The 26,009-nt window shown below is 71.5% G+C and carries 20 protein-coding genes and 1 riboswitch; of the genes, 10 read left to right on the forward strand and 10 right to left on the reverse strand.

Going from position 1 to position 26,009, the window contains the following annotated elements:
• The first annotated feature begins 99 nt into the window (after nucleotides 1–99).
• The 4 genes from ABT170_RS03490 to ABT170_RS03505 all read left to right on the forward strand — a co-directional run bounded on the left by ABT170_RS03490 (nucleotide 100) and on the right by ABT170_RS03505 (nucleotide 3,314).
• Nucleotides 100–615 carry an ATP-binding protein gene (locus tag ABT170_RS03490; protein WP_329945947.1) on the forward strand — a complete coding sequence of 172 codons (516 nt, stop codon included), beginning with the start codon at nucleotides 100–102 and terminating at the stop codon, nucleotides 613–615.
• 353 nt (nucleotides 616–968) lie between these two features.
• Nucleotides 969–1,760, forward strand: a complete 792-nt coding sequence (locus tag ABT170_RS03495) for a polysaccharide deacetylase family protein (RefSeq protein WP_351863744.1) — start codon at nucleotides 969–971, stop codon at nucleotides 1,758–1,760.
• Nucleotides 1,760–2,992 (forward strand): YncE family protein, encoded by a 1,233-nt coding sequence (locus ABT170_RS03500; protein ID WP_329945945.1) that lies wholly within the window; start codon nucleotides 1,760–1,762, stop codon nucleotides 2,990–2,992. The genes ABT170_RS03495 and ABT170_RS03500 overlap by 1 nt, the downstream gene beginning before the upstream one ends.
• A gap of 106 nt (nucleotides 2,993–3,098) precedes the next feature.
• Nucleotides 3,099–3,314, forward strand: a complete 216-nt coding sequence (locus ABT170_RS03505; protein WP_266924032.1) for an EF-hand domain-containing protein — start codon at nucleotides 3,099–3,101, stop codon at nucleotides 3,312–3,314.
• Between the two features lie 73 nt (nucleotides 3,315–3,387).
• Here the strand turns inward: ABT170_RS03505 and ABT170_RS03510 are convergent, their stop codons facing one another.
• The gene (locus ABT170_RS03510; RefSeq protein ID WP_351863748.1) at nucleotides 3,388–4,848 is read right to left on the reverse strand and encodes a carboxylesterase/lipase family protein; all 1,461 of its coding nucleotides are present in this window, start codon (nucleotides 4,846–4,848) and stop codon (nucleotides 3,388–3,390) included.
• 118 nt (nucleotides 4,849–4,966) lie between these two features.
• Complete coding sequence (locus tag ABT170_RS03515) at nucleotides 4,967–6,460, reverse strand: long-chain-fatty-acid--CoA ligase (protein WP_351863751.1); 1,494 nt, start codon at nucleotides 6,458–6,460, stop codon at nucleotides 4,967–4,969.
• Between the two features lie 162 nt (nucleotides 6,461–6,622).
• Between ABT170_RS03515 and ABT170_RS03520 the strand changes: the two genes are divergently transcribed.
• Entirely contained in the window at nucleotides 6,623–7,996 is a 1,374-nt protein-coding gene (locus tag ABT170_RS03520) for a PucR family transcriptional regulator (RefSeq protein WP_351863754.1), read from the forward strand.
• Nucleotides 7,997–8,002: 6 nt separating this feature from the next.
• On the opposite strand, the gene ABT170_RS03525 is transcribed toward ABT170_RS03520, so the two are convergent.
• Both ABT170_RS03525 and ABT170_RS03530 read right to left on the reverse strand, forming a co-directional pair.
• Nucleotides 8,003–10,324 (reverse strand): peptidoglycan recognition protein family protein, encoded by a 2,322-nt coding sequence (locus ABT170_RS03525; protein WP_329945941.1) that lies wholly within the window; start codon nucleotides 10,322–10,324, stop codon nucleotides 8,003–8,005.
• Between the two features lie 273 nt (nucleotides 10,325–10,597).
• On the reverse strand, nucleotides 10,598–11,542 hold the full coding sequence (locus ABT170_RS03530) for a terpene synthase family protein (protein ID WP_443034376.1): 945 nt from the start codon (nucleotides 11,540–11,542) through the stop codon (nucleotides 10,598–10,600).
• A 665-nt stretch (nucleotides 11,543–12,207) separates the two neighbouring features.
• Here ABT170_RS03530 and ABT170_RS03535 point away from each other — a divergent pair.
• On the forward strand, nucleotides 12,208–13,332 hold the full coding sequence (locus tag ABT170_RS03535; RefSeq protein ID WP_351863757.1) for a 3-deoxy-7-phosphoheptulonate synthase: 1,125 nt from the start codon (nucleotides 12,208–12,210) through the stop codon (nucleotides 13,330–13,332).
• A gap of 40 nt (nucleotides 13,333–13,372) precedes the next feature.
• Here the strand turns inward: ABT170_RS03535 and ABT170_RS03540 are convergent, their stop codons facing one another.
• The 6 genes from ABT170_RS03540 to gcvT all read right to left on the reverse strand — a co-directional run bounded on the left by ABT170_RS03540 (nucleotide 13,373) and on the right by gcvT (nucleotide 20,990).
• Entirely contained in the window at nucleotides 13,373–14,587 is a 1,215-nt protein-coding gene (locus tag ABT170_RS03540) for a cytochrome P450 family protein (RefSeq protein WP_351863760.1), read from the reverse strand.
• Nucleotides 14,588–16,031: 1,444 nt separating this feature from the next.
• Nucleotides 16,032–16,301, reverse strand: a complete 270-nt coding sequence (locus ABT170_RS03545) for a hypothetical protein (protein ID WP_329945938.1) — start codon at nucleotides 16,299–16,301, stop codon at nucleotides 16,032–16,034.
• Between the two features lie 278 nt (nucleotides 16,302–16,579).
• The gene (locus ABT170_RS03550) at nucleotides 16,580–17,965 is read right to left on the reverse strand and encodes an L-serine ammonia-lyase (protein WP_329945937.1); all 1,386 of its coding nucleotides are present in this window, start codon (nucleotides 17,963–17,965) and stop codon (nucleotides 16,580–16,582) included.
• 153 nt (nucleotides 17,966–18,118) lie between these two features.
• Nucleotides 18,119–19,378, reverse strand: coding sequence for a serine hydroxymethyltransferase (gene glyA / locus ABT170_RS03555; RefSeq protein ID WP_329945936.1), 1,260 nt, complete (start codon nucleotides 19,376–19,378; stop codon nucleotides 18,119–18,121).
• 18 nt (nucleotides 19,379–19,396) lie between these two features.
• Nucleotides 19,397–19,774, reverse strand: a complete 378-nt coding sequence (gene gcvH / locus ABT170_RS03560; RefSeq protein ID WP_329945935.1) for a glycine cleavage system protein GcvH — start codon at nucleotides 19,772–19,774, stop codon at nucleotides 19,397–19,399.
• Nucleotides 19,775–19,874: 100 nt separating this feature from the next.
• On the reverse strand, nucleotides 19,875–20,990 hold the full coding sequence (gene gcvT, locus ABT170_RS03565) for a glycine cleavage system aminomethyltransferase GcvT (RefSeq protein WP_351863765.1): 1,116 nt from the start codon (nucleotides 20,988–20,990) through the stop codon (nucleotides 19,875–19,877).
• Between the two features lie 156 nt (nucleotides 20,991–21,146).
• A riboswitch (glycine riboswitch) is annotated at nucleotides 21,147–21,244 on the reverse strand.
• A gap of 158 nt (nucleotides 21,245–21,402) precedes the next feature.
• Here gcvT and ABT170_RS03570 point away from each other — a divergent pair.
• The 4 genes from ABT170_RS03570 to ABT170_RS03585 all read left to right on the forward strand — a co-directional run bounded on the left by ABT170_RS03570 (nucleotide 21,403) and on the right by ABT170_RS03585 (nucleotide 25,989).
• Nucleotides 21,403–22,077, forward strand: a complete 675-nt coding sequence (locus ABT170_RS03570) for an AAA family ATPase (protein ID WP_329945933.1) — start codon at nucleotides 21,403–21,405, stop codon at nucleotides 22,075–22,077.
• A 277-nt stretch (nucleotides 22,078–22,354) separates the two neighbouring features.
• Nucleotides 22,355–23,125, forward strand: coding sequence for an enhanced serine sensitivity protein SseB (locus tag ABT170_RS03575; protein ID WP_329945932.1), 771 nt, complete (start codon nucleotides 22,355–22,357; stop codon nucleotides 23,123–23,125).
• A gap of 229 nt (nucleotides 23,126–23,354) precedes the next feature.
• Complete coding sequence (locus ABT170_RS03580; protein ID WP_351864092.1) at nucleotides 23,355–24,101, forward strand: enhanced serine sensitivity protein SseB C-terminal domain-containing protein; 747 nt, start codon at nucleotides 23,355–23,357, stop codon at nucleotides 24,099–24,101.
• A 217-nt stretch (nucleotides 24,102–24,318) separates the two neighbouring features.
• On the forward strand, nucleotides 24,319–25,989 hold the full coding sequence (locus ABT170_RS03585; protein ID WP_329945931.1) for an ABC transporter substrate-binding protein: 1,671 nt from the start codon (nucleotides 24,319–24,321) through the stop codon (nucleotides 25,987–25,989).
• Nucleotides 25,990–26,009 lie beyond the last annotated feature (20 nt).

Raw genomic sequence — 26,009 nt, forward strand, 5'->3', positions numbered from 1 at the left:
ACTTCTTGCCGGTGGCATATGCCGAACCACCCCCCTGGAATTGACCGTTCCGGGGGGCGGATTCCCCCGGAACGGCCCCGGAAGGCGCATCGTGCGGCCATGATGGTGGACATGGCGGGCCTGGAGGGTGTGGAACAGCCGCGACCGCGCAGCAGCGCGACGGCGGCACGCTTGACGTCGACGATCGAGGACGAACAGGCGTTCAAGGCACTGGAGTTGTTCGGAAATCCGACCGAAGGCGAGGTCCGGCTCCCGTCCCGTCCGGAATCCGCCGCCACCGCGCGGCGGCTGACTTCCTGTGTGGTGCTCCGGCAGTGGGCGCTCTCCCCGCAGACCGCCGAATTCGCCGTGCTGCTCGTCTCCGAGCTCGTCGGCAACGCGGTGCGGCACACGGGCGCCCGAGTCTTCGGGCTGCGGATGCTGCGCCGCCGGGGCTGGATCCGGATCGAGGTGCGCGACCCCTCGCGCGGGCTGCCGTGTCTGATGCCCGTGCGCGAGATGGACGTCAGCGGGCGCGGTCTGTTCCTCGTCGACAAGCTCTCCGACCGCTGGGGGGTGGATCTGCTGCCGCGCGGCAAGACCACCTGGTTCGAGATGCGGATCGCCGACCGCTGACGCGCGTGACACGTGCGACGCGCAGAAGCCCCCGGTCGGCCGTGGTGCGGCGCTGCGGGGGCTTCTGCGGGAGGCCGTGAGCTGGGGGGTGTGTTCACGGCCGCTTGTGACGACCGTGCCCGGGTCAATGGGGGTCGTGTCACCGACTATGGCAGACGGGCGACCCCGGTGCCAAAGTTGCATTTCTCCTCATTCTTGCCAAAAGCGGACAGGTGGTGGGTGAATCGTAGGTGTGTTGGGTCACTCGCCTGGTATTCAGTGAATTCTTATGGCATTCGATGGATATTTCATAGATCATCCATGGGATCGGTCAATCGTTAAATATCGGGCACCCCGCACCTACTGTGTCGGCCATGAACGGTCGCGAACCAGCGGTGTGCCGCCGCGACGCCCTGCGCGCGGGCGCCGCGGCGCTCACGGCCGGTGCTCTCCTCGCGGGCTGCGCGGAAGGCCGGGGCGACACGCCCCCCACGCCCTCCACGGCCGCCGCGACCCCCGCCGCCCCCGCCCACGCCCCGGCCCCCGCCCCACGCCGCTTCCCGGGGCAGCCGGTCCAGGTGGAGCACGGCCCCCGGGCCCGCCCCCGCGTCGCCCTCACCTTCCACGGACAGGGCGACCCCGCCGTCGCCGGAGCCGTGCTCGCCGAGGCCGAACGGGCCGGGGCCCGCCTCACCGTGCTCGCCGTCGGCAGCTGGCTCGACGAACACCCCGGTATGGCCCGCCGGATCCTCGACGGGGGCCATGACCTCGGCAACCACACCCAGCGCCACCTCGACATCAACACGATGAGCGAGAGCGAGGCGTACGCGGAGATCAGCGGCTGCGCCCAGCGGCTGCGCCGGCTCACCGGGTCCATCGGCACCTGGTTCCGGCCCTCGCGCACCCGGTACGCCACCCCCCTCGTCCAGCGGCTCGCCCGCCGGGCCGGATACCCGCACGTCCTCTCGTACGACGTGGACTCCCTCGACTTCACCTCGCCCGGCGTCGCGGCCGTCACCCGCAAGGTCGCCGGGGAGATCCGCAACGGATCCGTGGTGAGCCTGCACTTCGGCTACGCGGACACCGTCGCCGCGCTGCCCCTCCTCCTCGCCGAAATCAACCGGCGCCGACTGCGCGCGGTGACGACCACGGAGCTGCTGACCTGATGCTTCCCACCACGCGCCCCACCGCCGCCGCACGCGCCGCCAGGGCCGCCGCCCGGCCCTCCGCACGCACCGCCGTACTGCTCGGGGGCCTTCTCGTGGCCGCGCTCGCCGCCTGCGGCGGTCCCGCCGACCAGGACCGTCCCCGGGCCCGGGACACCGAGGCCGCCGCGCCCGCGAAGCCGGTCCGTGCCGCCACTCCGCCCGCACTGCCGGGAATGCCGCCGGTGCTCGACCCGAAGGACATCTACGCGGCCGACCGGCCGGGCAGGCTGGCCCCGGCGGTCAGGAAATTCCCGCCCCGGGTGTACGTCCCCAACACCGGCTCCAACACGGTGTCGGTGATCGACCCGAAGACGTACAAGGTCATCGAGACCATCCCGGTCGGCAACCAGCCGCAGCACGTGGTGCCGTCCTGGGACATGAAGACGCTCTGGGTCAACAACGACCTCGGCGACAGTCTGACCGCCATCGACCCGGCCACCGGGAGGACCGGCCGGACCGTCGAGGTCTCCGACCCGTACAACCTCTACTTCACCCCGAACGGCAAGTACGCCGTTGTCATGGCCTCCATGGACCGCGAGCTGGTCTTCCGCGACCCGCGGACCATGGACCGGGTCAAGACGGTCCCGGTGTCCTGCGCGGGCGTCAATCACGCCGACTTCTCGGCGGACGGCAGGTACTTCATCGTCTCGTGCGAGTTCTCCGGCGAACTCCTCAAGGTCGACACGGAGCGGATGAAGGTCGTCGGGCAGCGGAAACTGCCGCGGGCGGGCGCGATGCCGCAGGACGTCAAGCTCTCCCCGGACGGGAAGACCTTCTACATCGCCGACATGATGGCGCACGGCATGTGGGTGCTGGACGGGGAGAGGTTCACCGCCCCGAAGCTGCTGCCCACCGGCAAGGGCTGCCACGGTCTCTACGTCAGCCGCGACTCCCGGGAGATGTACATCTCCAACCGGGGCGAGGGCTCGGTGTCCGTCTTCGACTTCGCGCGGAACCGGCTGACGAAGAAGTGGCACCTGCCGGACGGCGGCAGCCCCGACATGGGCGGCGTGTCCGCCGACGGCAAGGTGCTGTGGCTGTCGGGCCGTTACGACGCCGAGGTGTACGCGATCGACACCGGCAGCGGCAGACAGCTGGCCCGCATCCCGGTCGGCGGCGGGCCGCACGGGCTCGCCGTGTACCCGCAGCCGGGCCGCTACTCGCTGGGCCACACAGGAATCTTCCGCTGATCCGGCCGCGGCGCCCCGGGCCGCCCCCGCCACGTCCCGCCGCGAGGGGCGCGGGGGCGGCCCGATAATCTGACCTCGACAGTCGGCATGACGAAGGGGCGGAACAGTGGCGGACATCGAGTCGGCGCGCAAGGCATTCGAGCGGTTCGACCAGAACGGCGACGGCCTGATAACGGCGGCCGAGTACAAGAGCGTGATGGCCCAGCTCGGCGACCCCTATGTCACCGAGACGGTGGCACAGGCGGTCATCAACTCCCATGACGTGAACGGTGACGGACAGCTCACCTTCGACGAGTTCTGGGCAGCTCAGAACAAGGCCTGACCGCCGGGGGACCCCCGGCCCCACCGGCCGGGGTCCGTCGCCGCCCACGCTCGCTCCCCGAGCCGCCGCGGACCTACCGGAGCCAGCCGCTCAGCTCGTCGTCGCGCGGGGCCAGGACCACCGCGGGCACGCCGGGTCCGAAGCCCATGACCGGGCGGGTCGCGTCCCAGGGCTGCCACCCGGGATCGCCCGTGGCGGCGAACCGCACCCACGCCGCGTGCATCGCGTCCGCCAGCTCCTGCGGGGCGTCCGGGCCGGTCAGGGCCACGGTGTCGGGGTGGGCGAGGGTGTCGAACACGAAGCCGATCTCCAGCGCGTGGCAGGCGCCGAGGCCCTGTACGGGGGAGGGCCAGCCGAACTCGAAGAGGTACGTCGCCCCGGAGGCGTCCGCGCGGGCGTCGGCCAGCCGGTTCAGCGGCACCCGCAGCAACAGGTCCGTGGCGAGCGCGCCCAGCAGCTCACCCGGCGTGGCACCCGGGCGGTTGGCCCGGTAGGTGCGCGCGGTGGCGGCGGGCACCTTGAACTTCAGCAGGGCGAGCCGGAGTCTGAGCCTCCCCAGCTTCTCGATCAGACCACTGGGGACGAACCAGAGCCGGTACTCCTCGGCGGTCGTGCCCATCAGCAGATCGACATCGGAGGCCATGCCGTCCCGCAGCGCCTCGGCGGGGTCGCGCGGCAGCAGATCGCCGTCCACGACGATCTGGAAGGAATTCCCGCCGGTCAGCGGTGAGCCGCCGCTCGTCACCGCGGTCTGCGCGGCGAGCAGCTCCGCCGGGTCCACGGCGGCCAGCGCGGCGGCCGTCGCCGGGACGCCGAGCCGTTTCGCGATCAGCTCCGTCGTACCGCGCCCGGCCTCCACGGAGAGCGCGGTGGGCGCCCCGCTCTGGAGCACCGCCCGCCGGAACAGCCCCGCAGCCCGGGGCGCGGCCAGCAGCGCCCCGATGCTTATCGCGCCCGCCGACTCACCGGCCACCGTCACCCGGTGCGGGTCGCCGCCGAACGCCGCGATGTTGTCCCGCACCCACTCCAGGGCCGCGATCTGGTCCAGCAGCCCCCGGTTGGCGGGCGCGTCCGGGAACACCCCGAAGCCCTCGATGCCCAGGCGGTAGTTGACCGAGACGAGCACCACCCCGTCCCGCGCGAACGCGGCCCCGTCGTACACCGGCACCGCACTGGAGCCGTGCAGCAGCGAACCGCCGTGGATCCACACGATCACGGGCAGCCCGGCCGGTTCCGTCGACGGAGTCCACACATTGAGGTTCAGCCAGTCCTCGCCCGGCACCTCCGGGTCCGGCAGCAGTTGGTCCAGCGGCGGGGAGTAGGGCCGCTTGGGGGCCGTCGGGCCGTAGGCCACCGCCTCCCGGACGCCCTGCCACGGCTCCGGCGGCTCCGGGGCCCGGAACCGGCGCGCGCCCACCGGCGGCGCCGCGTACGGAATGCCCCGGAAGACCGCCACGCCGTGTTCCACCGTGCCGCGCACCGTGCCGTGGGCGGTGTCCGCCCGCGGGGGTATCTCCACCTTGGTATCGGACATGGTGTGCATCAGCCCTTTCGCGGTTCGACGGCCGAGGTGCCGTGCGGATGATGGGGGGACCGGTCATCTGATACGTACCCGTTCCGGCGCGGCGGCCGACGGCACGCGGTGGCCGGGCTCAGGACGCGGTGGCGGTCAGGGCCCGCTTGAGGATCTTGCCGGTCGGGCCGAGCGGCAGCCGCTCGGTGAACCGGACGATCCGCGGGTACTTGTGCCGCCCCAGCCGCTCCTTGGACCAGGCGATCAGTTCGTCCCCGGTGACCGGCTCCGCGTCCGGACGTACCACCACGACCGCGCAGATCTCCTCGCCCCGCTCCTCGTCCGGCACCCCGATCACCGCGACCTCGCTGACCGCCGGATGCCGTACCAGGACCTCCTCGACCTCACGCGGGTAGATGTTGAAACCGCCCCGGATGACCAGGTCCTTCTTGCGGTCCACGATGCGCAGGAAACCGTCCTCGTCCCGCACGCCCAGGTCCCCGGTGCGGAACCAGCCGTCCACGACCGCCGCCGCCGTCGCCTCCGGGTCGTCCAGATAGCCCGCGAACACACAGTGCCCGCGCACCACGACCTCACCGGTCTCCCCGTCCGCCAGCAGCCGCACCTCGTCGTCCACCGCGGCGTCGGCGATCCCGATCTCCACCCCCCACATCGGATGCCCGACCGTGCCGGGCCGCCGGCCCAGATCCGGCTGGTTGAACGTCGCGGCCGGGGAGGTCTCGGTCAGCCCGTACCCCTCCAGCACCTGCGTCGAGAACGCCGCCTCGAACCGCTCCAGCACCGCCACCGGGAGCGCCGCGCCGCCCGACACGGCCGCCCGCAGGGTCGGCGCGGCCATCGTCCCCCCGCTCTGCGCCGCCGCCTCGACCAGGGCGTGGTACATCGTCGGTACGCCCATGAAGACGCTCACGTTCTCCGCCGCCAGCGCGGTCAGCGCCCCGGCACCGGAGAAGCGCCGCATCAGCACGAGCGTCGCGCCGACCCGCATCGTCGCGTTCATCGCACAGGTCTGGCCGTAGCTGTGGAACAGGGGAAGGCAGCCCAGCACCACATCGTCGGGGCCGAGACGGAGCAGGTCCGTGGTGATCACGGACGCGTTCATCACGATGTTGAGATGGGTCAGCAGGGCCCCCTTGGGGCGGCCCGTCGTCCCGCTGGTGTAGAGGATCACGGCGATGTCCTCGGCCCCGGCGGGCTCGGCGGCGGTCAGCGGCTCACCGTCCGGAGCCCCGTTCAGGGCCCGTACGCCCGCCGCCCGCGCGGCCTGTTCGGCCAGCGGCCACAGCGGTCCCGCACTGATCAGCGCCACCGCACCGCTGTGCCGCAGCACGTAGGCCACCTCGTCCGCGACGAGCAGCGCGTGCACCGGGACCACCGTCGCCCCGGCCGCCAGCGCCCCGTAGTAGGCGTACAGGAAGTCCGCGGAGTTCGGCAGCAGCACCGCCACCCGGTCACCCGGCCGCACCCCGGAGGCCCGCAGCGCCCCCGCGCAGCGCAGCGACCGCTCCCACAGCTCCGCGTAGGTCAGCCGCACCTCGCCGTCGACCACGGCGGTACGGGAGGGATACCGGCGGGCGGACTCGCCCAGGACAGAGGCGACGGTGAGAGACATGGCACGCTCCGGGAAACATGGCGGCAACACGGCTGATGCCCTCAGAATCGGCCGTCGCCGTATCTCCGCACAATGTGCAGGTGCCCACCATCCAACCCGCTCACCTGGGCAGCGGCACCCGCAGCCGTGCGCCCGTCGCGGCATTCGCCTAATCTCGCTGTCATGGCGTCCGCACAAGCCCCCCGCAGTCCGCGAAGCGCCCGGAGCCCGCAGGACCCGCCGGGGCCGCGGTCCGGCGGCGGCGAGGACATCGCGCTGCGACGCACCCTCGCCGCCGCCCTGCTGCCGGGGCTCGACGAGCTGACCCACCGGGTCGTCGACGACATCCACGCGCACAGCGGTACGTACGCCGCGCGGAACCCTGTCAGCCGCGAGGACCTGTGGCGCATCTGCCGCGACAACCTGGTCTGCGCCCTGGAGGACTTCGGCGGGCTGCCGCCCACCGGCGGCGACCTCGAACACGCGGCCCGCGAGACCGGACGGCGCAGGGCCGAGCAGAACCTCCCGCTGGACACCGTGCTCCAGGCCTACCGGCGCGGCGGCCGGGTGATGTGGCAGGTCATGGCCGAGTACCTGCGCGCGGGCATCGGCCGTACACCGGGAGACCCGGAGGAGCCGGACCCGGGACACGGGGGGCCGGGGCACCGGGAGGCCGCCCGGGGGGACCGCCGTGATCTGGAACTGGATGTGGCGGGCGCCGTCTGGGAGACCATCGACCGTTACTCCCTGGTCATGGCGGAGTCGTACCGGCTCACCCAGCTGGAGATGCAGGGCCGCCAGGACACCCGGCGCGTCGCCCTCTTCGAGGCGCTGCTCGACGGGCGCGGCTCCGACCCGGCCGTCGCCTCGGCGGCAGCCGCCGCACTCGGCGTACCGCTGCACGACCGGTATGTGATCGTGGTCGCCGCCCAGGACCCGGCCGCCCCGCCCAATCCCGCGCCGGTGCTCGACGAGCACGGCCTCTGGTCGTTCTGGCGACCGCGCTCGGGGCGGTACGCGGGCATCGTGCGGCTGGCCGCGGGGGAGTCGGGGATGCTGCTGGAGCTGCTGCGCGAGCGGACCGGGGCGACCGCCGGGGTGTCCCCGGAGTTCGACCGGCTGGACGGGGCCGGCCGCGCGCTGCGGCTGGCCGAGCAGACGCTGCGTACGCTGCCCGCCAAGAGCGGCGAGGCGGCGGCGTTCGACGACCGGCTGACCGAGGTCCTGCTCGCCGGGCGCCACGAGATCGCCGACCGGATCGTCGCCCGGTACCTCGGCCCCGTCCTGGACACCGCGTCCGAACGCGAGGCCCTGCTCGACACGCTGCGCATCTGGCTGGACAACGGCTGTTCGGCGGCGCGGGCCGCCGAACTCCTCTACTGCCACCGCAACACGGTCCTCAACCGGATCGGCCGGGTCGCCGAACTCACCGGCGGGTCCGCCGAGTCGGGTGAGGACCGGCTGGGGTGGGCACTGGCCCTGCGGGCCCTGCCGCTGTCGGGCACCGGCGGCGAACCGGCGCCCGACGACGGCTACTGGGAGGGAACTCCTCCCTGAGAACGCCTACTTGAGATAGACGAGCCCGTCCGTGGTGAGGGCCGGCCGGCCCTTCGTGCCGACCACCACGATCTTGACGGTGTGCTTGCCGCTGGAGGCCCAGGACTTCGTCCAGATCGCCTCGCGGTACTTGGTGGTGGAGGACCTCAGGTCCACCGTGGCCGCCTTGACGCCGTCCACGTAGACGTACGCCTGACCGGAGGTCGAGGCCCGCGAGACCACCCAGGCGGCCGACCGGCCGGTGAACGTCCAGGTCAGGCTGGCGTTCTTGGTGCTGCTCGCGTACGACCTGCCGCCGAGATAGCTGGAGGAGGACTTCGTCGACCAGGTGCCCGACTTCTTCGCCGCGGACTCCTGGAGGATCACCGGGGTGCCGGTGACCGCGGCGGCCGATGTGTTGCCCGCACGGTCGTACGCCGTCAGCCTCCAGGCGGTCGCCACGGCGGGCTTCGCGGTGTGCGAGGCGCTCGTCGTGGTCGGGCCGTAGGTCTTCGCGACGGGGGCGGTGAGCCTGACCTCCTTGAGGGAAGCCGCGTCGGTGGCCTTCCACTTCAGCGTCAGCGGGACGGACTTGGTGCTCACCGTGCCCTTGCGCAGCGACAGGTTCGGCTTGGTGGAGAACACCGGCGCCGTACGGTCGGCGACCACGGTCGCGACGGCGGAGAGGCTGGTGCTCCCCGACTGGTGGGTGGCGCGGACCTGGACCCGGTGGCTGCCGGCGGCCAGTGCGGCCCCGGCGGATACGGCGTTGCCCTGGGTGGTGGCCACGGCCTTGCCGTCGACCAGCAGTTCGTACTTCGTGATGAAGGCGGCGGGCGTGGCCGCCTTCCAGCCGACGGTGATGTTCGACTTGGTGTGGTACGTGCCGCCGAAGGCGCTCGCTCCGGTCACCGACGTGATGGCGAGACCGGTGACGGGCCCGGCGGCGAGAGCGCGGACGGCGGAGAGCTGTCCGTAGAGCTTCGTGCCGGGGCACTGGGTGTTGAAGCCGTCCCGGTGGCCGGAGATCTGCTTGAAGGGGTACGCGGACCCGGCGGTGAACTTGGTACCGGCGAAGTTGCCGCCCGCCGCACCGGCCGTCAGCGTCGTCGAGCCGGCCGGGTTTCCGCCGTACTGCCCCAGCTTCCAGGCGGCGATCCGGGCGACCGAGGCGGTCGCGGCGCTCGCGGCGTTCGTGTCGGTGTACATGCCGATCACGGCGATACCGGCGGTGTCACGGTTGAAGCCGTAGGTGTGCGCGCCCTGGACCGGCCGGTCCACGCCGCCCTTACGGCCTTCGAAGATCTTTCCGCACTTGTCGACCAGGAAGTTGTAGCCGAGGTCCTTCCAGCCGTTCGACTTCACATGGTAGGCGTGCAGACCGCGCACGATGGCGGCCGAGTCGGCGCAGGAGTAGTTGTTGGTCTGCGCGGTGTGGTGCACGAACAGGGCCTTGACCTTGTTCATGTAGTCCGGCTGCTCGCTGTTGAGCGACTCGACCGCGCCCCAGCCGGCCCGGGAGGTGATCGGCGGCTGCGGGACGGTGGACGGCGGGGCGGGCGGCAGCGTCGCCGTCGGCTCGGCGGTCACGGACGGCGCTGTGGTCGGCGGCACGGACGGGGACTCGGACGTCGGGTCCGGTTCCGGTTCGGCACCGGGGGTCTCGGGGGCCTGGGTCGTCGCGGAGGGATCCGGAGCGGCCGTGGTCTCCGCCGGATCGGGCGACGGCGGGGTGACGGGCGGCTCCGTCGGCTCCTCGGTGTCCGCGGGGTCACCGGTGGGCTCGGCCGGCACGAGGTCGGCGGCCACGTGGGCGGCCGGTTCGGCGGCGGTGTACGCGGCCGGGGCCGAGCCCTTCCCGGGATCCACGGTGTCCAGCCGCAGGCCCGCGGGGAGCCCCGCCGACACACCGTTCCCGGCGCTGACGCGGACCTCGACGCCGTTGGACGGGCCGACCCAGCGGGGTTCGGTGGTGCCCCGTACGCCGGGGCGGCCGGTCTCGGTGCGCCCGTCGATCTCCGTGTCCAGCGGCAGCCAGCCGGTCCACCGGCCCGTGACGGCGGACCGGGTACGAGCCTCGACCTCCCCCGTCACCTCGGCGGCCGGGTCGGTCCAGGTGACGCCGAGCAGACTGAACGGCTTCGCGTCACGCTGCCGCAGGGAGGCGGAGCCGCCGTCCGCGGACACCTTCAGCGCGGTCCTGCGCACATCGACCCGCGCGGGACCGGACTTGGCGTCGGAGTCCTCGCCCGAGGGGGATGTGCCGGTCACCCCCTGGAAGACCAGGACACCCGCCACGGCTGCCGTGGTGACGGCAGCCGTGGCCCATATTCTTCGCTTTGCTCTCACGTGATTCCCCGGGGACGTCGGTGGATGGAACTGCGTTGCAGCAGGTCATGCGCTGTCTGGGGGAACAGCGGCTCGATCGGCCGTGCCGACGGTGACCTGCGGATGTATCCGCTTCAACAGTCTTCCATGCGATCATCGCTGATCTGTCCCGCCCTGTCCCGACCTGTCAGGACTCGGTCCGGTCACGGTCGAGCGGGACCCGGGGCCCCCTCGGCGGGGATTCCCCGGGTCCCGTGGGCGAGGTCCGGTTCCGTGCCGTGCGCGACGGCTCTCTCAGGCGGCGAAGTACTGGGACAGCGAGTCCCGTTCGTCCGGCTCCACCAGATCGGGACGGGTGTACCGCTCGGCGCGCGCGTGGTAGTCGAAGTCGCCCCGCACGAGCCCCCGGTAGTCGTGTACGCAGCGCTCAAGCGCGGCCCGGGTGTGCCCGCCGATGCCCGCCGCGGCGATCTCCTCGGTCAGCTCCCGTTCCGCCCGCCGCACCCGCTCGGCGATCCGGGCCAGCTGGATCCCGGCTTCGTCCACCGCCTCCTGGAGGGTGGATCCCCGGTCCCGCTGGATGAGCCGTACGGCGTTGTGCTCGTAGCCGAGCGCGGCCTCCTTCTCGAACGAGCAGATGTCGTTGCAGAGTCCGGAGTGATCGGTCACCGCGTTGCGAAGGGCGATATAGGCGGGCAGACTGCGGGCGGAATCCGGGAGGTCGATTCCCGCGGCGATCTCGTGCAGGTCCAGGAACGGCTGCATGGCCACCGAATCCCGGCGGTGCTTCACGAAGTCGGCCCGGCTCGGCACCTGCCCGGCCGCCCGCTCGACGGCCTCGGCGTAGTAGGTCCACAGCCAGGCGACGGTGTCCCGCCGGAACTGCCGTACCCAGCGCGGGGAACGGTCCCGGCAGGTCCGCTCGCGCAGCCCCTCCAGGGCGTGCTCCATGGGGCCGCGCGGCGCGGCCCCGTCGAGCACGGCGACCAGCCGGGCGATCGCCTCCTCGCACATGCGGGGGTCGCGCCCGGCCGGTCCGTCGTCGAACTCGTCGTCCACCAGGAACGCCCAGAAGAGCCATTGACAGAAGAGGTCGAGATGGCACTGGGAAGCCGTGGGGAATATCAGGGAGATCCAGAGCTCGGGACGCGTCCGGATCATCTTCTTGCGGGCCGGCGGAGCCAGGAAAAGATCATGGGATTCCGCCCACTTCCAGGCGGCCTTCCTGGTCTCCTCCATTCCCGGATTGCACCCTGTGCTCTTGAACGGCATATGAAACGTCGGTAAGGCGATCTGGCTCATTGGTGCCCCTCGTCGAAACGGAACGGGTGAACGATGCGAGCGGGAATATCTCGTGATCGCGCATGGATCCGACTCGGTGAGCGGGGGCGCGCCGGGCGTCCTCCGGCCGTGGCCAAAGGGTCACCGTGCGAGGTGGGGCGGTCATCGCTGTCCTCTTTCCTCCGCCGGGGGCCGGGGCATCGGAGCCGGTTCCGCGTGCCGGTGGGGGCGACCGCGTCACCATGCGTGAGCCCCAGTCAACCCCTTGTACGTGTTTGTGGGAACCCTATTTGTGACCGAAACTGCTTGATCATCGCGAACGTCTGAACGGCAATGAGCAGTTGGTGAACCTCCGGGAGTGCCGACGGATCCCGGGGCGGGTGAACCCCGGCTCGTGTTATGGTCCTCCGCATGTCTACGTTGTTCGGGTGGTATCCGCGCTTTACGCCGGCTCCGGGTGGAGTCGGTGGTCACATGCGCTGATCACCGACCGAGCACCCGGAGCCAGCAGGGCAGAGACGTTCGTCTCTGCCTTTTCGTCGTTGAGGCGGCTGGTGGCGGGTGATGCGGACGTAGCACCGCGGGACCGGGACCCTGCCTCGGCACAGAGACAGGATCACCCCATGACCACGCCCACGACGGGCCGCCCCCGCACCGACGCGCCGCGCACCAACGATCTGCGCGTCACCGGTTTCCAGCCCCTGATCGCCCCGTCCGCCCTGCTCGCGGACCTGCCGCTGGGGCCTGCCCGCGCCGCTCTGGTCCAGGACGGCCGACGCGCCGTCAGGGATGTGCTCGCCGGGGAGGACGACCGCCTGCTGGTGGTCGTCGGCCCGTGCTCCGTCCATGACCCGGCCGCCGCCCGGGAGTACGCACAGCGCCTCGCCGCCGCCGTCGCGCCGCTCGCCGACGACCTCTGCGTGGTGATGCGGGTGTACTTCGAGAAGCCGCGCACGACGCTCGGGTGGAAGGGCCTCATCAACGACCCGCACCTGGACGGGACGCACGATGTCCAGCACGGGCTGCGGACCGCCCGCCAGGTGCTGCTCGATGTGCTCGACACCGGACTGCCGGTGGGCTGCGAGTTCCTGGAGCCGAACAGCCCGCAGTACATCGCGGACGCGGTGACCTGGGGCGCGATCGGCGCGCGTACCCCCGAGAGCCAGGTGCACCGCCAGCTGGCCTCGGGCCTGTCGATGCCCGTGGGCTTCAAGAACGCGACCGACGGCGTCGTGCAGCCCGCCGTCGACGGATGCCGCGCCGCCGCGGGCGAGCACGTCTTCTTCGGCCTCGACGAACAGGGCCGCGGCTCCATCGTCTCCACGAGCGGCAACCCCGACTGCCACGTCATCCTGCGCGGTGGGCGCGGCGGCCCCAACTACGGCCCCCAGGACGTCCGCGACGCCCTGGCGGTGCTGGCCGGAGCGGGGATGCGCGAACGGCTGGTCATCGACGCCAGCCACGCCAACAGCGGCAAGGACCACCACCGGCAGGCGGAGGTCGTCGTCGAGATCGCGGAGCGGATCGCCGGGGGCGAGGAGGGGATCGCCGGGCTGATGGTGGAGAGCTTCCTGCGGGAGGGGCGCCAGGAGCCGGGCCCCCTCGACACCCTGACGTACGGACAGAGCGTGACCGACGCCTGTGTCGGATGGGAGCGGACCGAGGCGCTGCTGGGCGAGTTGGCGTCAGCGGTGCGCGGGCGCCGTGCGGCGCGGCGGGATTCCGCGGCGCAGCACCCGCCCCGCTGAGCACACCCGCCCCGCTGAGCACCCCCGGTCCGCCGGGCGGTCACAGGACAACGGGCAGTGCCCGGAACCCGTTCGAGATGAACGACTCCAGGGGCACCAGGTCCTGCGGCCCCCCGGCGAGCGCCAGACCCGGGAACCGCTCGAAGAGGGCCGGCAGGGCGATGCGTGCTTCGAGGCGGGCCAGGGGCGCGCCGACACACATGTGCACACCGTGACCGAACGCCAGATGCCCCTGCGCGGGCCGGGTGATGTCGAACGAGCCGGCGTCCGCCCCGTGCTGTGCGGGGTCCCGGCCCGCCGCGGCGTAGGCGGGGAGGATCGCCTCGCCGCGGCGGATCGTGCGGCCGTCGGGCAGCGGGATGTCGTCCACGGCGAAGCGCAGCGGCAGACTGGCCACGCTCGGTGCCCAGCGCAGGGTCTCCTCGACGACATCGCTCCACGAAGCCTCGCCCGCGACGACGAGCCGGAGCTGCTCGGGATGGGTGAGCAGCGCGTGGACCGCGTTGCCGATGAGGTTCACGGTGGTCTCGAACCCGGCGGAGATCACGAGCCACAGCGTGTGCATCAGCTCCTCCTCGCTCAGCCGGGCGCCGCCCTCGTCCCGGGCGGAGATGAGGACGCTGGTCATGTCGTCGCCGGGGTCGGGGCGCTTGAGCGCGACCAGTTCGCGCAGTACGTCCTGGATCTCCTGCCAGGTGGACGCGGCCTCCTCCGGGCCGATGTCGGTGTCGAAGATGCGGGCGATGACCGCCGCGGTACGGGGCCGCAGCCCTTCGGGGATCCCGAAGAGCCGGCACATGACCTGCATCGGCAGCGGGTGCGCGTACCGGGCGCGCAGATCCACCGTCCGGCCGGGCGGCTCGGCGGCCATGGAGTCGAGCAGCCGCCCGGCCACCTTCTCGATGTCACCGGCCAGCTCCTCGGTGCGGCGGGCGGTGAACGCCGGTGCGACGAGTTTGCGCAGCCGCCGGTGGTCCTGCCCGTACGCCGTGAACATGTTGACCACGCCGAGCCAGGTGTGCAGCCAGGAGTCGGGGGTGATCTCCCCCCGCTGCCAGGTGGGCCAGTGCGCGCGGGGGTCCTTGCTCACCCGGTCGTCGGTGAGGAGCTGTTTGATCAGCGAGTGATGGCTGACGGCCCAGGCGGTGACCCCGCCGGGCAGGGTCACGGGAGTCGCGGGTCCGGCCGCGCGGAGCCGTGCGCCCTCGCCGGGAATGTCGCTCCCGGCCGGGTCGATGGCGAAGGGCACGTCCACGGTACGGCTCCTGAATTGGTCGTGGGGGGGGGCAACGGGCGAAACAGCGAGGGACGCCCGCCGGTAACAGGCCGTCCATGATCAGGCTACTGACCGGCCGCCCTCCGGTCCGCGACCGAGGGCGCATTGAGCACGATGGAAGACGTGTCCCCCTCGTCCCGCCGACGGGGTGCGGCAGGGGGTGGCGCGCCTCGGGCCCCGCGGGTGTCCGGAGCGCGCCGGAGGTCCGGCCCGCGAACATCGGGGCCGATGAGCGGGTATCGGCCACTTGCTCGATTCGGCGGCCCGGTGATCGCCGCGGAAGCGTCGACGGGCCGCCGGCGATATCCAGCCGAACCCGCGTTACGCCCGGACCACGGTGGTGTTGCCGCGACGGAAGCGGACTCCCGGGGCGGGGGACCGGGAGGCCCGCCCTCCCCGGTTCGCCCATGGTGCTCCTACCCCGAAATCGAAGACCGGAGGGAGGGGGCGCGGAACCCCCGGCCGACGGTGCGGTCGGAGGCGTTCAAAGAAGGCCGACGGGTATTCGGCGCGCCGTATTCGGGGTGTGCGGCGACCGGGCGCTCCGGCGGTGGCCGCGGTGCGCGACGAGTGCGGCGGCACCGTCCCGGAGAGGGGCCGGCTCTCCCGGTGCCCGCTCCAGTACTGCTTCCGTCCCTCCCCCCCCCCGGTGGCCGGACGGTGCCATTCCGTGTCCGGCCGCGGTCTCGTGTCCGCGAAGCGGCGGGGGTCCGGAATGGCCGCGGTAGCCGGACCAGCGCGTCCTGTTCACCGGCGACGTGGTGATGTCCGGAGCCACACCGTTCTGCCTCACCGGGTCAGTCGCCGGGTCGATCTCCGTCATCGAGCGGCTGCGCGCCCTCTCGCCCCGCATCGTGGTTCCCGGTCACGGCCCGGTCGGCGGTCCCGAACTCCTCGACACCACCGAGTCCTATCCGCGGTACGTCCAGCGCCCGGCCGCCGACGGCATCGCCGCAGGACTCACCCCGCTTGGGATCACACGCGAGGCGGCCCCGACCCCGTTCGCCCACCTCCTGGACAGCGAACGCCGGGTACCCAACCTGCACCGCGCCCGCGCCGAGGCCAAGGGGGCGGCGGCGGGCCATCCCCTGGACATCGGGGAACTCTTCTCCGAGATGGTCGACTTCCACGGCGGCCCCGCCCCACTGCGCGGCCTGACCCCCGGCAGGGACTTCTCAGGGATATCGCGGGGACCTCCCCGCCACCGGCCACCGAGGGGCCCCGACCGCACCGCGGACATGAAGCCACAGGTCAGGGCCCCTCGCTCAGCACCCGATGCCGTTCACCGCGAGCCCGCCCCGCGCCGTCTCCTTGACGTTCGGGTTTTCGGAACCCCGCGGAGCCGGAGCGTCAGAACTGGCGACCGAAACCCTCGGAACAGGCGTCAAGTCCGAGGCGCCGGCCTGGGCCGTCGGCCTGTGGGCTAAGCATCGGGCAGGTCTGCCTTCGCCGCAGCGGCCGTCCTGCGGGGGATGACGACGATCCGCTCGTCCGGGGCGACGACGAGCCCCGGGGGAAGACTCGGCAGGTAGGAATCAGTGAGGTCGCGGCCAACGACGGCGATGTCCCCGTTCTCCAGTTCCCAGACGTCCGGGCACCCCTGCTCGCCGCCCGTGGTCCCGAGCTCGGCGGGGGATTTACCCAGGCGGCGCACCAGTGGCGAAGAGGGATCGGCTTCCCAGCCTCGAATCATCGCGGTTCTCCATTCAGTCCCCCCGAAGGTAACTGAGATCACACCTGGTGCAAGGTCAGGCAGTGGCTTCCAGCCAGCCGCAGGCAACGGACCGTCCCCCTGCATCGACCGGAGAGCCGGGCGGACCACGGCGAAGTCGTTCACCGTCACCCACGCACGTCACAGGGCGTCCCCGCACCTCCGAGCAGACACTTCAAGAGCGAGGCGAAGGGACGCGTGGGCAGGGCAGGCCCCGACAGCGCCGAAAAACGAAAAGCCGCTGGTCAGGGCCTATGTGCCTAGCACTCGATGATGTTCACCGCGAGCCCGCCGCGCGCCGTCTCCTTGTACTTGACGCTCATGTCGGCGCCCGTCTCCTTCATGGTCTTGATGACCTTGTCGAGGGAGACCTTGTGGCTGCCGTCGCCGCGCAGCGCCATCTTCGCCGCGGTGACCGCCTTGACGGCCGCCATGCCGTTGCGCTCGATGCACGGGATCTGGACCAGGCCGCCGACCGGGTCGCAGGTCAGGCCGAGGTTGTGTTCCATGCCGATCTCGGCGGCGTTCTCGACCTGCTCGGGGGAGCCGCCGAGGACCTCGGCCAGCGCGCCCGCGGCCATGGAGCAGGCGGAGCCGACCTCGCCCTGGCAGCCGACCTCGGCGCCGGAGATGGAGGCGTTCTCCTTGAAGAGCATGCCGATGGCCCCGGCGGCGAGCAGGAAGCGGACGACGCTGTCCTCCTTCTCGGCCTCGGTGCAGCCGCCGGCCGCGAAGTTCATGTAGTAGTGCAGGACGGCGGGGATGATGCCCGCGGCGCCGTTGGTGGGCGCCGTGACGACACGGCCGCCCGCCGCGTTCTCCTCGTTGACCGCCATCGCGTAGAGGGTGATCCACTCCATCGCGTGGGCCTGCGGGTCGCCCTCGGCGCGCAGCTGGCGGGCGGAGTTCGCGGCGCGGCGGCGGACCTTCAGGCCGCCGGGGAGGATGCCCTCGCGGGACATGCCGCGCGAGACACAGGCCTGCATGACGCGCCAGATGTCCAGCAGACCCGAGCGGATCTCGTCCTCGGTGCGCCAGGCCTTCTCGTTCTCCAGCATCAGCGAGGAGATGGACAGGCCGGTTTCGCCGGAGAGCCGCAGCAGCTCGTCACCGGTGCGGAAGGGGTGCTTGAGGGCGGTGTCGTCCGGGACGATCGGGTTCTCGCCCTGGACCGCGTCCTCGTCCACGACGAAGCCGCCGCCGACGGAGTAGTAGGTCTTCTCCAGGAGCGGGGCGCCCTCGTGGTCGTACGCGAAGATCGTCATGCCGTTGGCGTGGTACGGCAGGGCCTTGCGGCGGTGCAGGATCAGCTGCTCGTCGGCGTCGAAGGGGATCTCGTGCGCCCCGAGCAGGTTGATCCGGCCGGTGGTGCGGATCTGCTCGACGCGGGCGTCGGCGGACTCCACATCGACGGTGCGGGGCGACTCGCCCTCCAGGCCGAGCAGGACCGCCTTGGGCGTGCCGTGCCCGTGGCCGGTCGCGCCGAGCGAACCGTACAGCTCGGCCCGTATCGAGGCGGTGTGGGCCAGCAGGCCCTCGTTCTTGAGGCGGCGCGCGAACATCCGGGCGGCGCGCATCGGTCCCACCGTGTGGGAGCTGGACGGGCCGATACCGACCGAGAACAGGTCGAAGACCGAGATGGCCACGGGATGACTCCTAAGGGTGGGAAGACGCCGTTGTCTGCCGGGTGGTGCGGTACGGGCCGGGTCGGCCCGAAGAGCGAGGACAAGGGTGGGGGCACCGCGCTCACTGTCCAGTGTGCGCGGTGCCCCGCCCGAAACGTGCGAACTGCTTCCGGACTACTTCAGACCGGGGTACAGCGGGAACTTCTCGGCAAGTGCCGTGACGCGGGCCTTCAGGCCGGCGGCGTCGTACGACGGCTTCAGCGCGGCGGCGATGATCTCCGCAACCTCGGTGAAGTCCTCGTTCCGGAAACCGCGGGTCGCCAGGGCCGGGGTGCCGATCCGCAGACCCGAGGTGACCATCGGCGGCCGCGGGTCGTTCGGGACGGCGTTCCGGTTGACCGTGATGCCGACCTCGTGGAGGCGGTCCTCGGCCTGCTGGCCGTCCAGCTCGGAGTTGCGCAGGTCGACGAGGACCAGGTGCACGTCCGTGCCGCCGGACAGGACGGAGACGCCGACCTCGGTGACGTCCGGCTGCACCAGGCGCTCGGCGAGGATGCGGGCGCCGTCCAGGGTGCGCTGCTGGCGCTCCTTGAACTCCTCGGTCGCCGCGACCTTGAACGAGACCGCCTTGGCGGCGATCACGTGCTCCAGCGGGCCACCCTGCTGACCGGGGAAGACCGCCGAGTTGATCTTCTTGGCGAGCTCCTGCGTCGACAGGATGACGCCACCGCGGGGACCGCCGAGGGTCTTGTGCGTGGTGGTCGTGACGACATGGGCGTGCGGCACCGGGTTGGGGTGCAGACCCGCGGCCACCAGGCCCGCGAAGTGCGCCATGTCGACCATCAGGTACGCGCCGACCTCGTCCGCGATGCGGCGGAAGGCGGCGAAGTCGAGCTGGCGCGGGTAGGCGGACCAGCCCGCGACGATCAGCTTCGGCTTGGTCTCCTTGGCCAGGCGCTCGACCTCGGCCATGTCCACGGTGCCGGTGTCGTCGACGTGGTACGGGACCACGTTGTAGAGCTTGCCGGAGAAGTTGATCTTCATGCCGTGGGTCAGGTGACCGCCGTGGGCCAGGTTCAGGCCCATGATCGTGTCGCCCGGCTTCAGCAGCGCGAACATCGCGGCGGCGTTCGCCTGCGCACCGGAGTGCGGCTGGACGTTCGCGGCCTCGGCGCCGAACAGGGCCTTGATCCGGTCGATCGCGATCTGCTCGACCACGTCGACGTGCTCACAGCCGCCGTAGTAGCGCCGGCCGGGGTAGCCCTCGGCGTACTTGTTGGTGAGGACGGAGCCCTGGGCCTCCATGACGGCGACCGGAGCGAAGTTCTCCGAGGCGATCATTTCGAGGGTGGACTGCTGACGGTGGAGCTCGGCGTCGACGGCTGCGGCGACGTCCGGGTCCAGCTCGTGGAGGGAGGAGTTGAGAAGCGACATCAGGGGATCCCTAGGGTCTCAGTTGCCGGAGAACGCGGTGTATTCGTCGGCGGAGAGCAGGTCGTCCGGCTCCTCCGCCACCCGTACCTTGAACAGCCAGCCGCCCTCGAACGGAGCGGAGTTCACCAGCGACGGGTCGTCCACGACGTCCTGGTTCGCCGCGACGACCTCACCCGTGATGGGGGAGTACAGGTCGCTGACCGACTTGGTCGACTCCAGCTCGCCGCAGGTCTCGCCCGCGGTCACCGTTTCGCCGACCTCGGGGAGCTGCGCGTAGACGACGTCACCGAGCGCGTTGGCCGCGTACTCGGTGATCCCGATCGTGGCCACACCGTCCTCGACGGCCGACAGCCACTCGTGCTCCTTGCTGTACCGCAGCTGCTGGGGGTTGCTCATGACCTGAATTCTCCTGTACGCGGGGGAGTGCTGATGAACGGTGGTCTTACGGTGTGAGACGCGAATACGTCACTTCCGGGGCGGCGTGATGCCCGGGATGTCACTTCTCGCGCTTGTAGAACGGCAGCGCGACGACCTCGTACGGCTCGTGCGTGCCGCGGATGTCCACGCCGACGCCCTCGGTGCCGGGCGCGGCGAACGCCGCGTCCACGTACGCCATGGCGATCGGCCTGCCCAGGGTGGGTGACGGGGCGCCGGAGGTGACCTCGCCGATCACCTCGCCGCCCGCGACGACCTGGAATCCGGCGCGCGGGACCCGGCGGCCCTCGGCGATCAGACCGACGAGCTTGCGGGGCGGGGCGGTCTCGGCGCGGGCGGCGGCGGCCACGAGGGCCTCGCGCCCGACGAAGTCGCCCTCCTTCTCGAACTTCACGACCCGGCCCAGGCCCGCGTCGAACGGGGTCAGCGCGGTCGTCAGCTCGTGCCCGTACAGCGGCATGCCCGCCTCCAGGCGCAGCGTGTCGCGGCAGGAGAGCCCGCAGGGGATCAGACCGTGCGCCGCACCGGCCTCGGTGAGCGCCCGCCACAGCTGCTCGGCGTGCTCGGGGGCCACGAACAGCTCGAAGCCGTCCTCGCCGGTGTAGCCGGTACGGGCGATCAGCGCGGGCACCCCGGCGACCGTGCCGGGCAGGCCCGCGTAGTACTTCAGCCCGTCCAGGTCGGCGTCCGTGACGGCCTTCATGATCGCGGGCGACTCCGGGCCCTGCACGGCGAGCAGCGCGTACGCGTCCCGGTCGTCACGCACCTCGGCGTCGAAACCGGCCACCCGGTCCCGCAGCGCGTCCAGCACGGTCTGCGCGTTGCCCGCGTTGGCGACGACCATGTACTCGGTCTCGCCCAGCCGGTAGACGATCAGGTCGTCCAGGATGCCGCCGTCGCTCCCGACGATCATCGTGTAGCGGGCGCGGCCGGCGCCGACGGTGGCGATGTTGCCCACCAGCGCGTAGCTCAGGAAGGCGGCGGCCTGCGGCCCGGTGACCGTGATCTCACCCATGTGGGACAGGTCGAAGAGACCCGCCCGGGTGCGTACGGCGTTGTGCTCGTCGCGCTCGCTCGCGTACCGCAGCGGCATGTCCCAGCCGGCGAAGTCGGTCATGGTGGCGCCCAGCGAACGATGCAGGGCGTCGAGGGCGGTGAGACGGGGGGCGTTGCTCATGGATTCGGCTCCAGGGCATGACGACAGAGGACGATCCCTCCCCATCTGTCATCGGAACCTGAGAGGTTCGCCGAAAGGCCCTGAAGGGGTCAGCCCTCGCCGGGTTCGGCTTGCACCTTGGGTGGAGCCGCCGGGCGGCTCGCTTTTCAGATCTGCCTCATCCACGCGGTACGGGGCCTGAGAGATTCAAGGGAGGAACTTGCTCCTTCGGCGCCCGGCACACACAGTGACCGGAACTCTCCCGCGCGGATTCAAACGGCCGGTATGCAGTTGGCGGGGTCATCATCGCACGCCTTGCGGAAGAGTGGGGCGTCCGGTCTCCCACCGACACGGGCCGCAGGCCCGGTTGTGCCGCATTACCTTTTCTTTACACTTCTTGGGCAGGTGTGGGTGACCCGACAGGGGGAGGGCGATGGACTTGCAGCGGTACGCGACGACCGCGGGGGTCGCGCACGGCGCGATGCCCGCGCAGCCGGGCGCACCCGCCCGGGAAATGCTGGGCACGCACGCGCCGGTGGTGCGTGACCTCCGGGGGCGCGCCGGGCGCAGCCCGCACAGCCTGGACTTCGCGTCCGGCGATCTCGTGGTGGTCTCCGGGCTGCCCGGAAGCGGAAAGTCGACACTGATCCGGCGGGCCGTCACGGACCGCGCCATCGATTCCCAGGACACCCGGGACACCTGGGCCGGGGCCCTGCCCCGCTTACTCCCGTACGCCCTCTACCGCCCGCTGGTCCGGGTGGCCCACTACTACGGGCTGTGGCGGGTACTGCGCTCCGGTGAGTCCGTCGTGGTGCACGACTGCGGCACACAGGCCTGGGTGCGCCGCTGGCTGGCCCGGGACGCCCGGCGGCGGGCCCGCACCCTCCACCTCGTCCTGCTCGACGTCACGCCCGAGGTGGCGCGGGAAGGACAGCGCGAGCGCGGCCGGGGCGTCTCCGGATACGCCTTCGCCCGGCACCGGCGCTCGGTCGGCCGGCTGCTGCACGACACGGAGCGGGGTCTGCTGCCCCCGGGATGCGCCTCGGCGGTGCTGCTGGACCGTGAGGCGGCGGGGGTGCTCGGCCGGATCTCGTTCGCGGAGGAGTAGGGCTCGCGGGGCGTGCGGGGCCGGGCGGCGCGGGCGTCACGCGCGGGCCCCGTACGCGGACGCACGGCCACCGGGCGCCCGCCGGGCCGTCCGGCTGCCGGACGCCGCCGGGCTCGCCGCCGGACGCCGCCGGGCACGCCGACAGGCTCACCGCCGGACGCCGCCGGGCACGCCGACAGGCTCACCGCCGGACGCCGCCGGGCTCACCGCCGGGCGGTGGACCCGGGAGGCTAGGGTTTCCGCCGGAACGCACGGTCGAGAGAGGGACACAGGGGCAGTGGACATTCCGGTACCGGCACAGACGCATCCGCACCAGGGATGGCCGGCCAATGAGCTCGAAGAGGTGCTCGCCGCCTCGATCGGAGTCCCGGAGGCGGGCGGCCGGCTCGTCGAGGTGCTCGGCCGCAGCGCGCTCTGGGTGCCGCTGCCCAACGGCGGCGGCCCCGAAAGCCCCGATCTCGACCTGCCGATGATGGAGATCGACGGCGTCGCCCACGTCCCCGTGTTCAGCTCCGAAGCGCAGTTCCTCGGCTGCGTCGGCACCCGGATGTCCTTCACCGTGGCGCCCGCCCGGGACTTCGCCCGCGGACTGCCGCCGCAGGTCGGGATAGCCGTGAACCCGGGCGGCGCGGTCGGCGTGCCACTGCCGCCGCCCGCCGTCGCCGAGCTCTGCCGGGCCGGCCGTACGCCCCTGGACGGGCCCGCCGGCGGCGCCCGGGTCCGTCTGTTCGAGCCCGACTGGCAGGAGGAACCCGTCGACTTCCTCGCCGCCGCGGCCGGGGAGTTCCAGGAGAGCGGCGTGGTGAGCACCGCCCGCCGGACGCTCGCCAGCATCGAGGGCGGCGACCCCGTCCTCTTCATCGGCGTCGAGCTCGCCACCTGGGACGGCGCGGGACAGAGCGCCCCGATGGACGCGCTGGGCCGGGCGCTGGGCCGGGTCCAGGTGCCGTGGCCCGTCAACCTGGTCCTGCTCGATGTGGCCCAGGACCTCGTCGGCGACTGGATGCGGGAGAAGGTCCGGCCGTTCTACCGGCGTGAGGGGCACTGACCGCACCGCCGGCGAGGGTGCCGGCCGCTCCCGGGGCCGGGGTCAACCGTCGTTGCCGGGTGGCGACGTCAACCCTTGGCGTCAAGTCGGTGTCAGCGGCGGCGCATAAGCTGGTTTGATGGCGGGGTCGCTCCCGTGTGCCCGGGAGCGGCGACGCGACACAGCGGATCGATGAGGGGCGGAACACAGGGTGAGTGCAGGCACTGCGGCGGCCGGACAGGTCGAGCACATGCTGCGCCAGGTGACCCCCGGGCGCTACGACGCCTACGAGGCGCTGCTGGCGGCCCTCGCCGACGGCCGGATCTGGATGCTCCTCTGGCACGGCACGGCCGGTTCGCCGGACGCCCAGTACGGGAACATGGAGATCGACGGCCAGGGGTACGCCCCGTGCGTGACCTCCGCCCAGGAGCTCTCCGCCAGCGGCTGGAACCGGGCCCACGAGCTCGTCACCGGCCGCGACATCGCCCGCGCCCTGTTCCCCGACCGCTGGGGAATCTGGCTCAACCCGCACGCCCCGGGCGGTGGCGTCGGCATTCCCTGGCTGGACCTGCGCCGCATCGCCACCGGCCTCGACCGGCTGCCCGCCGGCCCCCTGCGGCTCTCCGATCCCGCCGTCGACATCCCCCAGTTCTACGCGCTGCTCACGCAGAACGCCCACCGCACCCCGGCGGTCCGCTCGTTGCGCCGTGCCTGGGTGCATCCCGCCGTGGGTGTTCCGTACCTCGCGATCGGCCTCGATCTCTACGACACGGGCCGCGCCTCCGTCGACTCGGTGCGCGAGATGATGCGGCAGTCGATCGGCGCGGTCCCCGAGGGGCTGCCCGTCTCCACCGTCGCCATGTCCGACGAGTACGACCCGGTCGCGATGTGGCTGCGCGCCAACTCCCGCCCGTTCTACGACCGTGAGGCGCACGCACCGGCCGGCCCGCCGCCCGCCGCCGTGCCCGGCTACGGATACCCGCACCGCCCCCGCTGAACCGCGACGAGCGCGACGTTCGGTCACCGTGCGTCGAACACCCCTTGATGTCCGGCTTGTTGGATTCCCACGCGAGGATGTCCCGGAACTGGACGGTTTGTTTACTGTCCGGGTCTCGACTAGGTCTCACCGCTATCCGGACTGTTCTCTTGCAGTGGGCACCGTCTGTAGTGTGCGGCCATCAAACCTCACAACATGGCGAACCAGGGGTGGACCCATGCGAATATTCAAGTCCCGGGCAGTCCGGGCGATCACGACAGCGGTCGCTGTCGGTCTGATCGCCACGGGCTGTTCCAGCGAGCGGGACGAGGGCGGCTCCAAGGGGGGCGACAAGGACACCTTCGTCTTCGCCGGAGCTGGTGACCCCGGTTCCCTCGACCCGGCCCTCGCGAGCGACGGCGAGACGTTCCGCGTCACCCGTCAGGCCTTCGAGGCGCTCCTGGAGCACGAGCCCGGCGGCAGCAAGCTCGTCGGCGGTCTCGCCGAGAAGTGGGAGAGCGACAAGGCCGGCAAGGTCTGGACGTTCAACCTGCGCCAGAACGTGAAGTTCCACGACGGCGAGGCGTTCAACGCCGCCGCGGTCTGCGCGAACTACGACCACTGGTTCAACTGGAAGGGCACGTACCAGTCCAGCGCGGTCTCCTACTACTGGCAGACCATCATGGGCGGGTTCGCGAAGAACGAGGACGCCGAGGCGCCCAAGCCCAACTACAAGTCCTGCACCGCCAAGGACGAGAACACGGCCGTCATCGAGGTGAACGAGCCCTCGGCGAACCTGCCGGGCGGATTCTCCCTCCAGGCGCTCGCGATCCACTCGCCGAAGGCCATCAAGGAGTACGAGAAGCAGGACGCGACCGCCAAGGGCGACGCGATCACGTACCCCAAGTACAGCCAGGAGGCCGGCACGGTCGCCGGCACCGGCCCGTACAAGATCACGAAGTGGAACAAGGGGAACAAGGAAGTCTCCCTGCAGCGCTTCGACGACTACTGGGGTGCCAAGGCCAAGGTGAAGAACCTGGTCTTCCGCACCATCTCCACCGAGGAGACCCGCCGCCAGGCGCTCCAGGCGGGTGACATCGACGGCTACGACCTGGTCGCGCCGGCCGATGTGACCACGCTGGAGAAGGAGGGTTACGAGGTCCCGACCCGTGACGTCTTCAACATCTTCTACCTCGGCATGAGCCAGTCGGCGAACCCGGCGCTGAAGAAGCCCGAGGTCCGTCAGGCCATCACGCACGCCATCGACCGCGAGAACCTTGTCAAGACCCAGCTGCCCGAAGGCGGCAAGGTCGCGAACCAGTTCATGCCCGACACGGTCGCCGGCTTCTCGGACAAGGTGAAGACGTACCCGTTCGACACCGCCCGGGCGAAGAACCTCCTCAAGCAGGCCGGCGAGGAGAAGCTGAAGATCGACTTCTGCTACCCGACCGAGGTCACCCGCCCGTACATGCCTGCCCCGCAGGACATGTTCGAGCTGATGAAGGCCGACCTGGAGAAGGCCGGCATCACCATCGTCCCGAAGGCCATGAAGTGGGCCCCGGACTACCTGGACGCCACCGAGGCGGGCTCCTGCGCCCTGCACATGCTCGGCTGGACCGGTGACTTCAACGACGGCTACAACTTCATCGGCACCTGGTTCGCCGGGCCCGACAAGCAGTGGGGCTTCAAGGACCAGAAGGTCTTCGACGCCGTGAACGCCGCCTCCAAGGTCGTCGACTCCGCCGCCCGCACCGAGGCCTACAAGAAGGCCAACGAGGCGATCGCGGAGTACGTCCCGGGCGTGCCGCTCTCGTCGTCGCCCCCGGCCATCGCGTTCGCCAAGAACGTCAACCCGCCGAAGGTCTCCCCGCTGACACAGGAGAACTTCGCCGAGGTCTCCTTCAAGTAATCGCACACCAGCGGGTCCGC

Source organism: Streptomyces sp. NPDC001787, from assembly GCF_040297465.1.
In the GTDB taxonomy this organism is placed as follows: Bacteria; Actinomycetota; Actinomycetes; order Streptomycetales; family Streptomycetaceae; genus Streptomyces.

Bases quoted from the DNA above. Each gene is read 5' to 3' on its own strand.
- ABT170_RS03490 (WP_329945947.1), top strand. From the start codon at position 100: ATGATGGTGGACATGGCGGGCCTGGAGGGTGTGGAACAGCCGCGACCG.
- ABT170_RS03495 (WP_351863744.1), top strand. From the start codon at position 969: ATGAACGGTCGCGAACCAGCGGTGTGCCGCCGCGACGCCCTGCGCGCG.
- ABT170_RS03500 (WP_329945945.1), top strand. From the start codon at position 1,760: ATGCTTCCCACCACGCGCCCCACCGCCGCCGCACGCGCCGCCAGGGCC.
- ABT170_RS03510 (WP_351863748.1), bottom strand. From the start codon at position 4,848: ATGTCCGATACCAAGGTGGAGATACCCCCGCGGGCGGACACCGCCCAC.
- ABT170_RS03515 (WP_351863751.1), bottom strand. From the start codon at position 6,460: ATGTCTCTCACCGTCGCCTCTGTCCTGGGCGAGTCCGCCCGCCGGTAT.
- ABT170_RS03520 (WP_351863754.1), top strand. From the start codon at position 6,623: ATGGCGTCCGCACAAGCCCCCCGCAGTCCGCGAAGCGCCCGGAGCCCG.
- ABT170_RS03530 (WP_443034376.1), bottom strand. From the start codon at position 11,542: ATGGAGGAGACCAGGAAGGCCGCCTGGAAGTGGGCGGAATCCCATGAT.
- ABT170_RS03535 (WP_351863757.1), top strand. From the start codon at position 12,208: ATGACCACGCCCACGACGGGCCGCCCCCGCACCGACGCGCCGCGCACC.
- ABT170_RS03545 (WP_329945938.1), bottom strand. From the start codon at position 16,301: ATGATTCGAGGCTGGGAAGCCGATCCCTCTTCGCCACTGGTGCGCCGC.
- glyA (WP_329945936.1), bottom strand. From the start codon at position 19,378: ATGTCGCTTCTCAACTCCTCCCTCCACGAGCTGGACCCGGACGTCGCC.
- gcvH (WP_329945935.1), bottom strand. From the start codon at position 19,774: ATGAGCAACCCCCAGCAGCTGCGGTACAGCAAGGAGCACGAGTGGCTG.
- gcvT (WP_351863765.1), bottom strand. From the start codon at position 20,990: ATGAGCAACGCCCCCCGTCTCACCGCCCTCGACGCCCTGCATCGTTCG.
- ABT170_RS03570 (WP_329945933.1), top strand. From the start codon at position 21,403: ATGGACTTGCAGCGGTACGCGACGACCGCGGGGGTCGCGCACGGCGCG.
- ABT170_RS03580 (WP_351864092.1), top strand. From the start codon at position 23,355: ATGCTGCGCCAGGTGACCCCCGGGCGCTACGACGCCTACGAGGCGCTG.
- ABT170_RS03585 (WP_329945931.1), top strand. From the start codon at position 24,319: ATGCGAATATTCAAGTCCCGGGCAGTCCGGGCGATCACGACAGCGGTC.